This window comes from Paenibacillus sp. JT22N12, from assembly GCF_056269365.1.
The window spans coordinates 1-15,644 of record NZ_JBWDNU010000007.1 but is presented as its reverse complement, the minus strand read 5'-3'; the positions used below and the strand labels follow the sequence as shown (position 1 = coordinate 15,644).

The 15,644-nt window shown below is 53.3% G+C and carries 8 protein-coding genes and 1 rRNA gene; 8 read left to right on the top strand and 1 reads right to left on the bottom strand.

The genetic code is table 11. From position 1 onward, the window contains the following. Positions 1–82: 82 nt before the first annotated feature. Positions 83–1,051, bottom strand: coding sequence for a sugar phosphate isomerase/epimerase family protein (locus tag AC0YOA_RS23485; protein ID WP_210038958.1), 969 nt, complete (start codon positions 1,049–1,051; stop codon positions 83–85). A 270-nt stretch (positions 1,052–1,321) separates the two neighbouring features. Here AC0YOA_RS23485 and AC0YOA_RS23480 point away from each other — a divergent pair, with 270 nt between their 5' ends. The 8 genes from AC0YOA_RS23480 to AC0YOA_RS23445 form a co-directional block, all read left to right on the top strand. After that, positions 1,322–3,916 carry a U32 family peptidase gene (locus tag AC0YOA_RS23480; RefSeq protein ID WP_475788712.1) on the top strand — a complete coding sequence of 865 codons (2,595 nt, stop codon included), beginning with the start codon at positions 1,322–1,324 and terminating at the stop codon, positions 3,914–3,916. A gap of 200 nt (positions 3,917–4,116) precedes the next feature. Then, on the top strand, positions 4,117–5,952 hold the full coding sequence (locus AC0YOA_RS23475) for an AfsR/SARP family transcriptional regulator (protein WP_475788711.1): 1,836 nt from the start codon (positions 4,117–4,119) through the stop codon (positions 5,950–5,952). Continuing rightward, the gene (locus AC0YOA_RS23470; RefSeq protein WP_475788710.1) at positions 5,943–8,087 is read left to right on the top strand and encodes an ATP-binding SpoIIE family protein phosphatase; all 2,145 of its coding nucleotides are present in this window, start codon (positions 5,943–5,945) and stop codon (positions 8,085–8,087) included. Before AC0YOA_RS23475 ends, AC0YOA_RS23470 begins: the two co-directional genes overlap by 10 nt. A gap of 33 nt (positions 8,088–8,120) precedes the next feature. Then, the gene (locus AC0YOA_RS23465) at positions 8,121–8,486 is read left to right on the top strand and encodes an STAS domain-containing protein (protein ID WP_210038954.1); all 366 of its coding nucleotides are present in this window, start codon (positions 8,121–8,123) and stop codon (positions 8,484–8,486) included. A 20-nt stretch (positions 8,487–8,506) separates the two neighbouring features. Beyond that, a complete protein-coding gene (gene pcrB, locus AC0YOA_RS23460) occupies positions 8,507–9,217 on the top strand; it encodes a heptaprenylglyceryl phosphate synthase (protein WP_475788709.1) in 711 nt (236 codons plus the stop codon). Positions 9,218–9,577: 360 nt separating this feature from the next. Then, positions 9,578–11,923, top strand: coding sequence for a DNA helicase PcrA (gene pcrA / locus AC0YOA_RS23455; protein WP_475788708.1), 2,346 nt, complete (start codon positions 9,578–9,580; stop codon positions 11,921–11,923). 437 nt (positions 11,924–12,360) lie between these two features. Continuing rightward, positions 12,361–14,352 carry an NAD-dependent DNA ligase LigA gene (gene ligA, locus AC0YOA_RS23450; RefSeq protein WP_475788980.1) on the top strand — a complete coding sequence of 664 codons (1,992 nt, stop codon included), beginning with the start codon at positions 12,361–12,363 and terminating at the stop codon, positions 14,350–14,352. A gap of 697 nt (positions 14,353–15,049) precedes the next feature. Beyond that, positions 15,050–15,644: ribosomal RNA gene (locus AC0YOA_RS23445) — 16S ribosomal RNA — on the top strand; the annotation flags it as partial.

The following is a 15,644-nucleotide window of genomic DNA, read 5'->3' as shown; positions in this document are numbered from 1 at the left end:
AATGCATCCGCAGTCTCAGAAAAAAACTCCAGCGCCGCCTAATAAAAGCGGGACTGGAGTTTTAATATTTTTCTTAAAGGAACTACACCCACCACATATCGCCAACAGGCTCGCGAATGAGGATTTGCTGCAGATTTTCAACCGCTTTGGTGAAGCCTTCATCAACGGACATCAGGCCGTCTTCATGCTCGATGCTCACCACATAATCATAACCGACAAGACGAAGAGCGCTGATGATGTCAGCCCAGGTTTTCATATCGTGGCCATAGCCGACGGTACGGAACTGCCATGCGCGGTCAAGCATTAACGTATAGGACTGCATATCGGTTACGCCATGGCTGTTGACATTGATCGGATCAATGGAAGTATCCTTGGCGTGGAAATGGTGAATCGCTCCGGCACGGCCCAGAATATGTACAGCCTGTACAGGATCGATGCCCTGCCACCACATATGGCTTGGATCAAGATTGGCGCCGATTGCATCACCGGCAGCTTCACGAAGACGAAGCAGCGTTGCAGGCGTATGGACAGAGAAGCCGCCATGCAGCTCAAGACCGATTTTCACATTATGCTCGGTAGCAAGCTTGGCGATTTCGGACCAGTAAGGAATGACCTTCTCTTCCCACTGCCATTTCAGAATATCCTGATAGTCATTTGGCCAAGGCGCAACAGGCCAGTTCGGATATTTGGCATCCTCATGGTCGCCCGGGCAGCCGGAGAATGTGTTGACAACCGTTACGCCAAGCTTCGAGGCCAGTTTAATGGAGTTGCGGATCGCAGCATCATGCTCGCTGGCAATCGCTTTTTGCGGATGCAGCGGATTTCCGTGGCAGCTGAATGCGCTGATCGTCAGGCCGCGTGCGTCGATGGCATCCTTGAACGCTTTGAGCTTGCTTTCATCGGCCAAGAGCTCAGCGGGATCGCAGTGGGCGTTGCCCGGGTATCCGCCTGTACCGATTTCGATGGCATCCAACCCTTTGGATGCAATGTAATCGAGAGACTCTTCAAATGTTTTTTGCGCAAATAATACAGAAAATACACCAAGTTTCATAAGTTTTCAGATACCTCCCAATCGTATTGGACAGCTTGTGAATGACATTATTATAACATGTGCCATTAATGAAGTATAAGGGCCTGAAGAGGCAATAGCAAAATGACATAAAAAGAGGGCCAATAGTTGAAAGCGCTCACTCCAGCAGCAGAAGGCGCTCTGCAGACGAAATGCTGGTAACACTTGCATGAGTTGCTGGTGGAATCATCTTGTCTGCTCTGGTACACTTATAGAAATAGGAACGAACAGATAGGATGGCGAGAAGGAAAGATGGTAACATTGAACAGGCAAGACGTTGAGCTGCTTGCACCGGCGGGCGATTGGGATTGTATGCGTGCGGCGGTGGCCAATGGAGCGGATGCCGTGTTTTTTGGTGTTGAGAAATTCAACGCGCGGGCGCGGGCAAACAACTTTTTGACGGAGGAGCTCCCCGAAATCATGGCTTTTCTTCACAGCTATGGTGTGAAGGGCTTCTTAACCTTTAATATATTGGTGTTTGAGAGTGAACTGGAAGATGCCAAACGTCTGATCGAGGCTTGTATCGACGCGGGTGTGGATGCCGTGATCGTGCAGGATCTGGGACTGGTCAAGCTGATCCGGGAGATTTCCCCGGATTTTCCGATCCATGGGTCAACCCAGATGACGATTACTTCGCCGGAGGCGGTCGAATTCACCAAGCCGTTCGACATTGAACGGGTCGTGCTGGGGCGGGAGAACAATCTGAAGCAGATCAAGACGATTGGTCAACAGGCCAAGCTTCCCATGGAAGTTTTCGTTCATGGCGCGCTGTGTGTCTCCTATTCCGGTCAATGCCTGACCTCCGAAATGTGGGGCGGACGCTCGGCGAACCGCGGTGAGTGCGCGCAGGCGTGCCGCTTGCCTTACGATCTGATGGTTGACGGCGTGCACAAGCCGATGGGGGATGTGACCTATCTGCTTTCGCCCAAGGACCTGGCCGCTATCGATATCATGCCGGAGCTGATTGAAGCGGGCGTCACATCGTTCAAAATCGAAGGCCGGCTCAAAACTCCGGAATACGTGGCGAACGTGGTGAGCAAATACCGCAAGGCGATTGACCGTTATTTCGACGGCGACCGCTCGGCTCCTTCCAGGGAAGAAGTCAGAGAGCTGCAGCAAAGCTTCTCCCGCGGCTTTACCCACGGCTTCTTGAGCGGAACGAACAACAAGCAGCTGGTCGAAGGCACATTCCCCAAGAGCCGCGGCGTTTATCTGGGCCGGGTTGAACGGGTGCTTCGCGATGGTGTTGTCTGCCGCCTGGAGGCTCCGCTCAAACGCGGCGACGGCATTGTCTTCGACGCCGGAGATCCGACCAAGAAGGAAGAGGGCGGACGCGTCTATGATATCCGCCGGCAGGGCGTGAAGCTGGAGGGCGAAGCACAGGAAGGCACTCTGCTGGATATTGTGCCGGGACGCAGCGACGTTGATCTGCACCGTGTTCATGTCGGTGACCGTGTCTGGAAAACAAGTGATCCGGCCCTGGACAAGCGGCTGCGCGCTTCCTTCGAGACGGAGAAGCCGTATCGGGTGTTCCCGCTTCATATCTCGGTCCGAGGGCAGCTGGATCAGCCCCTGCATACCTGGTGGACGGATGTACAGAAGGGTACAACTGTAGAGGTTGTATCCGAGCTGCCGCTGGAGCAGGCGCAGAAACGCCCCATGGACCAAGCGCTGCTGGAAGAGCAGCTGGGCCGTCTTGGAGGCACGGTGTATCAGCTTGAATCGCTGGAAGCGGAGCTTGTGGGCGATTTGATCGTGCCTATTCGGGAGCTGAACCGCATGCGCCGCGAAGCGGTGGAGCAGCTTACGGGTGAGAGACCCAAACCTCCCGTCTATGTAAAACGGACGGTTGAGGTGTACGCGGATTCGGCGGGATCAGCCGCCAGTCCGTTGATGAAGTCGCCGGGCAGCGGCATATCGACGCCGCAGGCCGCACCACGGGCGTCAGCGGCGCCGGCTGGACGCGCAGCTGCGCCCCGCTCTGAAGCGGCCAGGCTGACGGCGCTGTGCCGCAGCCTGGCTCAAGTAGAGGCGGCGGTGCATTCGCAGGTCGGCATGGTTTATGCCGACTTCGAATTCATCAAGCAGTTCCCAGCCGCCATTGAACTGGCGCGAAGCGCCGGCATGCCGATCGCGCTCGCGACTCCGCGTATCCATATGCCTGGTGAGAACGGCTACCATGCGAATATTTTGAAACTGCAGCCGGATGCTGTGCTTGTGCGGAATACAGGAGCGCTTTATTACTATTTGAAGGCGCGGGCCGAGCGGCCGGGAGAGCCATTCCCCCAATTAATCGGGGATTTTTCGCTTAATATCGCGAACCATAAGGCAGCCTCGCTTTTCACCGATGCGGGCTGCAGTCTGGTTACGCCGTCTTATGACTTGAACGTTCAGCAAATGTTTGATCTGCTGGGCAGCTCGGACACCTCGAAGCTGGAGGTTGTCATTCATCAGCATTTGCCGATGTTCCATACCGAGCACTGTGTGTACTGCACCTTCCTTAGCGAAGGAACTGATTTCACCAACTGCGGCCGTCCCTGCGAAGAGAAGCGCGTTTCCCTGCAGGACCGGATCGGCATGTCGCATCCGGTCCGTGTGGATGAAGGCTGTCGGAATACCGTCTATAATGCCATTGAACAGTCGGGCGCCGAATATGTAGGGCAGTTCATGGATCTGGGCGTATCCTCCTTCCGCGTTGAATTTCTGGAAGAAACAGCAGAGAAGGTGCATGAAGTTATCGATCTCTACAGCGACGCCATTGCCGGACGGATCAGCGGTACCCGCGTTTGGCGCAGCTTGAAAGCGACCAATCAGCTGGGAGTCACACGCGGACAATTGGTAAAATAAAGAAAGAGGAAGAGGGAGACTGCAGCCGGAGTCTCCCTCTTCCCCTCTTCATGCCGCTTCAGCCTGCCTGCAATAACGCTTATGGCAGGGAAGGAATTTCGTGAAACAGGGCGAATAGTAGCATTAATTAACTCTATTCTGCAAGCTTTTCAGGGCGATTTTAGTGAAATGCTTGGCAGGTAAAGGTGAATGTGGCGAGGATGCATAATGGACAAAACGATAAACCACTGCTGCATAACGATGCTTGGTTAAGTAAAACACTGAATATGGAGCAGGTACTGCTCGATGGAAGAACCCTCTCCATGGAGCAGTTGGCTGAAATTCCACAAGACATTCGTCTGAAGTCGCCGCTGCTGCTGCGGGCGGAGTGCGAGGATGGACTGCTTCACGGACGGCTTGTCGAGACGCAGCAGCTGCTGGAAATGGCTTTGAAGGGCTTCGCCGCACAGGCGGACGAGGCCTCGATGCTGGCGATGCTGGGTATGCTGGCACTCCTCTATGAGCAGGTGGGTGACGTCCAGGAATCACGCCCGTTAATAGAACTTCTCCGCCAGGAATGGGCGCGCACACCCGAGGCATGCAGCGGTTTCGTGCCTTGGGCAATTGCGAGGGCAGAAGCCAACGAAAGCGAAAACCTGGAGAAGAACCACTCCATCCCCGAAGCCCTTTTCCTGGCGTCAGCCGAGCGCTTTCGGCAGGAAAGCAAGCCTGTGTGGGCGGGTTTTGTCCTGCTGGACCGCCTGCTCTTTAATAATCAGTCGGTTGCGGAGCCCGAATGGAACTTGTCGATGCATTGGCTGAACCGGAACATGGCAGAGCAGCCCTACAGCGAAGCCTTATACCAAATTCTGAAAGACCAGACGGCTTCAGAGCCACTTATCAAGCAGCTGCCCGCCAGATATGCTTACCTCTGCAGGGCTGTGCTTATGGGAGCGGCAGACCCCAACCCGGAATCGTTGTTTGACGATGATATCGAAATTCAGATTTATGCGGCTGCGGCCAGAGCCAGCCAGTCGATTGCGAAGACAGAAGCAGAGTCTGCAGCTGTTGCGCTTGAGACGGTGGAGCGATTGCATCAGCTGGTGGCAACTCCCGCAACCTTAAGGGCAGCGGCTCACCTAGGGTCTTCCCTGCTGGAGATGAAGTCTTTGTCCACCGGTACGGCGGCAGTTGATCCGGATGCCGATGCCAATCAGCAGCCGATTACTCCTGACCCGGCCGGTCGTAACGGAAAATCGAATGCATCCCTGGGAGCAATCCAAGAGGCGGATGATGATCTCCCCTTGGCTCCACCGCGATGGCGGGTCAAATTGATCGACGGAATCAGCTTCACTTCCCTGCAGAACGGGTCTGTTGCCGAGCCTGTATGGAAGCGGCGCAAGGCAGGCGAGCTGCTTGTTTATTTGCTGCTCCAGCCCGGTTATAAGGCGAACCGGGAGCAGGTCATCGACCGTGTGTTTGGAGAAGGTGACCCGGCCAAAAGATCCAATCAGCTGTATGTCACTCTCCATGATTTGAGGCAATCCCTGAAGGATATGGGAATATCCGTGGATCCTGTTTATGCCAAACGGGGGCTGATTGCCGTGGATGAGCATATGGTAGACCAGGTGGATGCCGAAACCTTTATGACCCTGTCCCGGGTTGGCGACCAGCTTTGGGTGGACGACCGGGAAGCGGCCTGCCGCTTGTACGAAGAGGCTCTTCCGTTATACGGGCAGCTGGGCACAGAGCTTCCAGGCGCAGAATGGCTTGATCGGGTGCGCGATCAGATGATGGATAGACAGACGATTATGCTCAAGCGGCTGGCTATCTACTATTCGGACATGCAGGACGATATGATGGTGGAGCAGTGTCTGGGTGAATGGATTGCCCTGCGTCCTGAGCAGGAAGAGGCATATGAGACGATTATCCGTCATTATCTGGATAAAGGCCGCAGATCAGAAGCCGTCGGATGGTACAAGCGTCTGGAGAGAATGTGCATGGAGGAGCTGGGTACAGAGCCGGTTGAGGAGATTAAACGTTTGCTATGGAGATGAACCCGATATCCTCCTCTCCATTATCGATACTCCCCGGGCGGAAGCTCATTAAGCGTCTGCTGCTGGTTTATTTTTTTTCGCTGCTGGCGGGCATGCTGATTTTGCATGCGGAGAACATTTTCATTTTCAACCGCTCCATACACGATCTGCTGCCTGTTACTCTGCCGGCGACGCTGCTAGGAATTATTGCGGGGGCTTTCGCCTTGGCAGCTGTTTCGAATTGGCGCCTTGGGCCGGTTTTTCTGGCAATGGGCGGCCCTAATTCGGAGCAGCGCACCCGCAGCGCGCTTGAGCGGCTGTTTCGTCACCCATACGAGCTGCTGCTTGGTCTGGCCGTTTCCGGCATGATTGTGTTGATCATCTATCACGGGATTCTTCTGATACGTACGGGCGTGGTTCACGGCTGGGAGCAGATCGATTGGCTTTCGGTTATCGGTGTGATTGCCGGCGAGGTAAGCTTGGCGATTACGGTTGCCATTCTTATTTTCACATCGGTCCGGTGGCTGCTGCGTCCTATTATTTTGCAGCTGCAGCCTTGGCCCGGGAGCTTCGCCGGCCGGGCATCGATTGCGCATCCGCTCCTTTTCACCTTTGCCAGCACCTTTCTGGTGGCCCTGCTGAATTTGTTTCAGCTTGCCGTTATGGCCGAAGCCTCGCATGATCCGGAATACACGATCAAATTCGGTCAGATTGCCTTGTTTTATTTCATCATGGGGCTTGCCTTGTTTTACTATGTGACGCTGCAATTCAGACGAGAGCTGCGCGGGCTTGTCCGCAATATCAGAGGGCTGGTCGGTGGGCGCAAGCAGTTGAGCGGCAAGATGCCGGTCATCTCTCATGATGAAGCCGGTGAGCTCGCTGTGGCTTTTAATGAATTGCAGAGCCGTATCGACCGGGAATACGAGTCACTGGAGCGTGAGCTTAAGCTTGCGTATAATGTACAACAGAAGCTGCTGCCGCCCGGGGATCTGACGATAGGGTCCTATCGGATTGCGGCGCGCTGTCAGCCCTACCGGGAAGTAGGCGGTGATTTTTTTGATGTGGTGTCGGTCAGTCCCGGCCGCTTCGCCGTCATGATCGGGGATGTTTCGGGAAAAGGCATGCCGGCAGCTCTGCTGATGTCAGCCCTGCTGCTGCTGTTCCGGGCGGAAATCCGGCGAAACGGAAATCCGGCCAAGGTTCTTCAGCGGATGAACCGCCAAATCTGTGAGGCCATGGGCAACGAAGGTTCGGTTTCCATTGGGGTCGGGGTCATCGATCTGACGGCGGATACGGTTCAATATGCCAGTGCAGGGCATCTTTCTCCTTATATTGTTAAAGCGGATGGAGGTGTCCGCGCTGTGGATTGCAGCTCGCTGCCGATCGGATTCGATGCCGAAGCGGCATATGAGGAAATCTCGCTGCAGCTGCACCCCGGAGACCGGTTTGTGCTTTATACGGATGGATTGATTGAGGCTGTGGATGAGGAAGGACAAATGTACAGCTTCGAAGGACTCGAATCGGAGCTGTCCACCTGGAAAGCAAATGAGGATATTGTGCGGCTCGTAGACAGCTGGCTCAAACGGATGGACCAGAGATGCGGCGCCGGCAGCGACGACCGCACCGTTGTGATTCTGGAGCTTGCCGGACCTTACAGAAGCGCTCTCTCCCAGCTGGATGTGGTGGCATCAGAACGCGGCGACGCCGCGCAGTTTATCCAGAACCAGTTCATGTCCCGGGAGTGGTCGATATCCAGCCGGCTGGGCGAGGAACGGGCGGTTGCCCTGGAGCTGGGCGAATGGATTGAGGAAAGCTGGCCGGAATCGAAAATTCGCGAGGATGTGCAAAGCGCCATGGCCGAAGCCATGATTAATGCGATCGAGCACGGCAACAAACTTCATCCCTCCACGAATGTGACGGTGCTTGCCCAGATCGGCAGCCGCCTGGCGGTTTGCAAAATATATGATGAAGGCGGCGGCTATTTTCCACGGGCTTCCAAGGAAGAAGAAGAAATGACCAAGAAACGCGAGTCCGACGATCCCAGGGGATGGGGACTGGTTATCATAGATTCGCTGGCGGATTACTGGGCAACAGGCCGCGATGAACGCGGATTTTATACAGAGCTTTATTTCTTGAGAAAAATCAAACCGTTCTAAACATACTAAATTGGGAAGGAGGCGGTAAAAGCGATGGAACAACCCTTTAAGATGGAGATCCGGGAATTTCCCAACGGCATCGTGCTGAAGCTCAGCGGCGAATTGACCAAATCCGCAGAGAATGGTTTGTTATCCGGAATGGAGAATGAGGTGGAGCTTGGCAAAAGCATTCGTTTCATGGCGCTTGATTTGACGCAGGTGACCTATATAAACAGCGGAGGCATGGCTGTTCTCATCCGGCTCGCCAGAATGGGCCACAAGGTTGGCGTTCATACATTTGCCTGGGGAGTGACTCCCCATTATGAGAAACTGTTCCGGATGGTGGGGTTGACCGAATACCTCATGCTCTATCCCAATGAATTTGCCGTCATCCAGCGGATCGAAGCATTGGAATTGTAGAAGTTGGAGGTAGGAAAACCATGCAAGCGGCGATTTACAGCACGTGGAGACATATATTCAAGCTGGATCCGGACCGGAGCCTGACGGATGAAGCCCTTGACGAAATTTGTCTGTCAGGAACGGACGGCATTATTGTTGGCGGATCAACCGGCGTTACTTATGACAATACAGTGGAGCTTCTTTCACGGATCAGACGGTATGAGGTGTCGTGCGCGCTGGAAGTTTCAGACGAGGATGCGGTTGTAGCGGGATTCGATCATTATTTCATACCTTTGGTGCTGAATACGCCGAATGCGGAATGGATGATGGGTCGTCAGGTGCAGGCGCTGCGCAAATTCGGTGCCTTTATTCCCTGGAATGAGACGAGCGCACAGGGATATTTGATCTTGAACAGTCAAGCGACGGCGGCCAAACTCACTGAAGCGAGTACAGAGCTGAGCATCGAGGATGTGGAAGCCCATATTTATATGGCGGACCGGCTGTTGCATCTTCCGGTGGTTTACATGGAATACAGCGGGATGTTTGGGAACATTGCTTTGGTTGGACGGGTACGCGGGCTGCTGCAGGGTGCGCAATTATTTTATGGCGGCGGCATCGATACTGCGGAGAAGGCGCGGCAGGCGGCAGAGGCAGCCCATACGGTTGTTGTCGGCAATGCGGTATACGAGAACCTGGAGCAGGCATTGCAGACAGTGGAAGCTGTACGCGGTGTGGAAGTGAAGTTGGGATAAAAACGGTTTTCGTAAGCGAATCAGGTTCGTAAGTTCGCCTACGAAAGCCGTTTTCATTTAAATATAAGAAGTATAAAATTCCTCCATACTTTTGCTTATATTTCTAAGGGAAGAAACTTACTTTGCCGCCAAAAAGGACGGCACAGCCGTTTCTTCTTGCCGAAGGAAATTTGCTTTTTGCGAAGCAGGGCTTTTTGTACCTAAAAAAATCCTTCAGGAAAAGGATTACGATTGACACTGTCCCCCGTGTTGTCTATCCTGAAGATAGGCGAACAAATGCGAACACAGATCATTTCATCCCTACACGCAATCATAATGAATCGGGTTTCCCGACAAGCTGAAAGGAGCTTGTTTAACTCTATGCTAAATCATATTGGAATCGACGCTGCGGTTCAAAAATTGAATCCCCCGCAGCAGCAGGCTGTGCAGGCAACGGATGGCCCTCTGCTCATTATGGCCGGCGCAGGCAGCGGCAAGACCCGTGTGCTGACGCACCGGATTGCCTATTTAATTGAGAAGAAGCGTGTAGCGCCATGGAGTATTTTGGCCATTACATTCACGAATAAAGCGGCAAGAGAGATGCAGCAGCGGGTGTCGGCGCTGGTAGGGCTGAGCGGACAGGATATCTGGGTCTCGACCTTTCACTCCATGTGCGTCCGCATCCTGCGCAGAGATATCAGCCGGATCGGGTTTTCCTCCAGCTTCTCTATCCTGGATTCGGCCGATCAGCTCTCTGTTATCCGCAACTGCATGAAGGATCTCAATATTGATATCAAGAAATTTGAGCCCAAGAGCGTACAGGCCGCAATCGGCGGAGCGAAGAATGAACTGATTACGCCGGAGCGGTTTGAGAACAAAATCGGTGATTATTTCGACGGGATCGTCGCGAAAGTATATAAGTCGTACCAGAAGCGGCTGAAGAGCAACAACTCTCTGGATTTCGACGACCTGATTATGATGACGATCAAGCTGTTCACCGATGAGCCGGATGTCCTGAATTTTTATCAGAACAAGTTCCGCTATATCCATGTGGACGAATATCAGGATACGAACCGGGCCCAATATATGCTGTGTAAAATGCTCGCCGACAAGCATCACAATATATGTGTTGTCGGTGACAGCGACCAGTCGATTTATCGCTGGAGAGGCGCGGATATCACCAATATTTTGAATTTTGAAGGCGATTATCCGGAAGCGAGAACGATTTTGCTGGAGCAGAATTACCGCTCTTCGGCCAATATTCTGAATGCGGCGAACGCCGTCATCAAGCAGAACAGCAGCCGCAAGCCCAAGAAGCTTTGGACAGACCGGGGAGAGGGAGAATCGATTACGGTCTACCAGGCGGATTCGGAGCATGAAGAAGGCTATTTTATCACTTCGGAAATCCGCAAGAATGTATCGGCGGGGCGCAAGTTTGCCGATCATGCCATTTTGTACCGGGCCAACGCCCAGTCACGGGTTATAGAGGAAACGCTGATCAAATCCGATATCCCTTATCAAATCGTGGGAGGCATTCGCTTCTACGACCGAAAAGAAATCAAGGATCTGCTCGCTTATCTGCGGCTGATTTCGAATCCCGACGATGACATCAGCCTCGCGCGGATCGTCAATGTACCGAAGCGGGGGATCGGCGATACAACCGTCGCCAGACTATCGGAGCAGGCGGGGGAGAAGGGGATCTCCATATTCGCCCTCCTGGAGCAGCTGGACTGGCTGGATATCACCGGCCGGGCGCGCGGCGCACTGAAGGAATTCCGCGATGTTATCGACAACGTGACGCGCATGGTCGAGTATTTGTCCGTGACGGAGTTAACCGAGAAGGTGCTGGAACTGAGCGGATATCGCGATGAGCTTGAGCGCGAGAATACACTGGAGTCCAAGGCGCGTCTGGAGAATATCGACGAGTTCCTGTCCGTAACCCAGGATTTCGAGAAACGCAACGAGGACAAATCACTGGTATCCTTCCTGACAGATCTGGCTCTAATCGCGGACATTGATTCCATGAACAAGGAAGAGCCTGATGGCGGAGTCAAGGATGCGATAGTGTTAATGACCATGCATAGTGCCAAAGGCTTGGAGTTCCCGGTTGTTTTTATTATCGGGATGGAGGAAGGCGTCTTTCCTCACAGCCGTACACTAATGGACAATGACGAGCTGGAGGAAGAACGCCGCCTCGCGTATGTAGGCATTACCCGGGCGGAGGAGCGGCTGTACCTTACCTGTGCGCGGATGCGAACGCTGTTTGGGCGAACCAGCGCAAACCCGCCCTCGCGCTTCCTTGAGGAAGTGCCCGGCGAGGTGAAGGCGGTCGCCTCATCCTCCTACGGGGGGCGGCAGGCCGGCGCCGGTATCGGCGGGGGCAGCCGCTATGGCGGAGCCGCAGGCGGCAGCGGGGCCGGGTTTGGCTTTCGCGGCGGAGCTGCGGGCCGGCAGGCGGCGCAAGGCGGGCCTGCGGTCGGCGCAGGCGGCGTAAGGGTCAGCACGCCGCTTGATGCAGCCCGCGCGGCGGGCGGCGCGGCGGCGGCCAGCGGGGAAGCGGCACGCGATTTCGCGGCAGGCGACAAGGTTTCGCATGCCAAGTGGGGTGTCGGGACGGTGGTCGCCGTCCGCGGCAGCGGCAACGACAAAGAACTGCAGATTGCTTTTCCGGCGCCGGTCGGGCTTAAGAAGCTGCTGGCCAGCTTCGCACCCATTACGAAAGTATAGGCTTGCATGATGCGGAAGAACTATAATTCAGGCACTGCGCCATGAACCTTCAGTGACAATCTCGTATCCCTTTAAGAGCTATATATTAAGGCTGCCTCCTCATTCAGTGATAAAGATTATGACGCGCTCTATTATGAACTGGTTTCATTAGAGCAGACAACTCTTCATGTGCTGACCGATTCGCCTACTCTGTATACAAGACAAGTCGGCGCAGCTGATGTCTAAGAACAGCTTTTCACTTAATCAAGCCGCTAGCTGCGGTGCGCTGTCCTCGTGCCGATACTGATCCTGCGAGCAGAAGCGGGTTAAGGGTATGTTATAAAGTCTGTTGGCTTATGCTGGTTTATAGAAGGATAAGACGTGTAGAGAGGAAGATTCGTCCGATGACCACCCCAATCCAGCCGGAAAACAGCATCGAGCCGCAGCAGCTGGCACGTATGCGGGAGCTGATTGACCTAATTGAGCAGCACAATTACCACTATTACACACTGGATAATTCAACCATCAGTGATAAAGATTATGACGCGCTCTATTACGAACTGGTTTCATTGGAGCAGACAACTCTTCATGTGCTGCCCGATTCGCCTACTCTGCGTGTAGGCGGGGATATTCTTAAAGGATTTTTACCGCATCGTCATCTCTCGAGGTTGTGGAGTCTTGACAAAGCGCAGGACCAGGATGCGTTGGTCACATGGAATAATCGTGTATGCAAGTCAATCGCCGACTACAATGCCAAGAACCCTGATGTGGCGCCGCTTCCTGATCCAACCTACGTCATCGAACAGAAGTTTGACGGTCTTACCCTTAATCTTACCTATGATCAAGGCAGGCTTGTTCAGGCGGCGACAAGGGGAAATGGCGTTACCGGAGAGGGCATTCTGGCCCAGGTAAAAACGATCAAATCCATTCCCCTTACGATCCCGTTCAAGGATGGGGTTATAGAGGTCCAGGGTGAAGGGATTATGAATCTGTCTGTCCTGCATACCTACAATCAAACGGCGGCTGAGCCTCTCAAAAATGCACGCAATGCCGCGGCGGGAGCTCTGCGCAACCAGAATCCGCGACTGACGGCTGAACGCAAGCTGAGCGCCTTTTTCTACAATGTGGGTTATGCGGAAGGGGTGGCCTTCGATAATCATCGTGAAATGCTGGATTTTCTGAAGGAGAACCGCTTCAAAGTCAATTCGTATTCGGCTTATTTCGATTCCATCGAAGAGGTTCAGGAGGAGCTGGAGAGGATTGCTCTTAAGCGTGCTGAGCTCGATTATTTGATCGATGGTGCTGTCGTGAAGCTGACGGATATGCGGACCCGCCAGGTACTGGGCTATACAGACAAATTCCCTCGGTGGGCCGTTGCGTACAAGTTCGAGTCCGAGGAAACAACGACACGGCTGGAATCGGTCTCCTGGGAAGTCGGGCGTACTGGGAAAATCACCCCGGTTGCGCGTGTAGAGCCGGTTGAACTGGCCGGCGTCACCGTGCAGAACTGCACGCTGAACAATGCGGGCGATATTGAACGTAAAAACCTTAAATTTGCTTTGGGCACTCACGTTTTCATTCGCCGCTCCAACGATGTCATTCCCGAGATTCTCGGCAAGGTGGATGAAGAGCCCGGGGAGGAAATTACGATCCCTACCGAATGCCCATCCTGCGGCACAAAGCTTGAGCTTCGCGGCGCTCATCTTTTTTGCCTGAATAAGCTGAACTGCAGGCCGCAAACGATCGGACGGATCACTCATTTCTCATCGCGCGATGCCATGGATATTGAGTCATTCAGCGTAATGACCGCGGAACAGCTGTTTGAAGAATGCGGTGTCCGTGATCCTTCTGACTTATATACGTTAAAGTATGATAACTTGATCGGTCTCGAACGGTTTGGCGAAAAAAAAGCGAATAATCTGATTGCCGCCCTGGAGAAATCTAAGGAGCGTGATCTTGCCGCTTTCCTATTCGCGCTTGGAATCCCCAATACGGGTAAGGCGACGACCAAGATGCTGGCTGACAGCCTTGGCAGTCTGGAAGCTATCCGGAATGCCTCTATAGAAGAGTTAATAGCTCTGCCCGATGTCGGAGGGATTGTTGCCGAGAGCATTTACAATTACTTCCGCGATCCTGTTTCGATTATGAGCATAGAGCGCATGCTGGAGATGGGTGTGAAAGCAGAAGCCGAGCATGCCGCCCCGATCCGGACTGATAGTATTTTCAACGGCAAGACCGTCGTCTTAACCGGAACCTTGACGTCCATGACCAGGGACGAAGCGGCCAGAAAGCTGGAAGCTTGCGGCGCGAAGGTGAGCGGCAGCGTCTCCAAGAAGACGGATTATGTTATTGCCGGGGAGAGTGCGGGAAGCAAGCTGACCAAAGCCCGTGAATTGGGTGTGACCGTTATCGAAGATGAGGATGAGTTTGCCAGGCTTTTAGGCGAGTAGTCAATTCGAGAATGCTGGAAGCAAGGAATCGCCTGCGGCTTGCCGCAACCGATTCCTTTTTTGATTTTTCAGCATAATGAACTTCAAGCTTATCTATATTTCGAATAGTCTCCAAGCTTAAAAGCCGGTTTATTATTCAAAAAGCAGTGATTAACAATTCTATTTGCCTCCTCTAGAATATATCTATTGGAAAAATGAAAATTTTCTCTACGAGGTCGTCACCTGGTTGTTGTAGAAATTCATTAGAACATTTCGGAACCTGTTGGTAGCATTAGCATTCAAGGGATTCATCATCCGGACAGACGACTACAAGGTGGTATTCCTGTTTCCAATTACAACTGTGTATGCAGCATCACATCTGGACGATAATGCATTCTTGATTTCAACTAAGGGAAATAATGATGCTGAGATCCTATTTTCCAAAATAATTGTTGTGTTTTTTTTACGGCTGTGTTACATTATTTCTTGTCGCTTTTGAAGCAAACGAAAACACTCAACTCAAGCAATTGAAAGAAAGAGTTAACAAAGTGTTGACATCATCGACAAAAGCTGATAATATAAACACTTGTCACCGCAGAAAGTGACAAACAAGTTCCTTGAAAACTGAACATATGGATCGCGTCGATCCGACAAGATATTTGTTTTAAAGAATGAGCTGTTTTAGCTTATCTGTAAGGCACGAGATCTTCGGATCTCTTTTATGGAGAGTTTGATCCTGGCTCAGGACGAACGCTGGCGGCGTGCCTAATACATGCAAGTCGAGCGGATTCTGTTGAAAGCTTGCTTTCAACGGGGTTAGCGGCGGACGGGTGAGTAACACGTAGGCAACCTGCCTTCAAGGCTGGGATAACATCCGGAAACGGATGCTAATACCGGATACACCATTTGGCTGCATGGCGAAATGGGGAAAGGCGGAGCAATCTGCCACTTGGAGATGGGCCTGCGGCGCATTAGCTAGTTGGTGGGGTAACGGCTCACCAAGGCGACGATGCGTAGCCGACCTGAGAGGGTGATCGGCCACACTGGGACTGAGACACGGCCCAGACTCCTACGGGAGGCAGCAGTAGGGAATCTTCCGCAATGGACGAAAGTCTGACGGAGCAACGCCGCGTGAGTGATGAAGGTTTTCGGATCGTAAAGCTCTGTTGCCAGGGAAGAACGAGTGGGAGAGTAACTGCTCTTGCTATGACGGTACCTGAGAAGAAAGCCCCGGCTAACTACGTGCCAGCAGCCGCGGTAATACGTAGGGGGCAAGCGTTGTCCGGAATTATTGGGCGTAAAGCGCGCGCAGG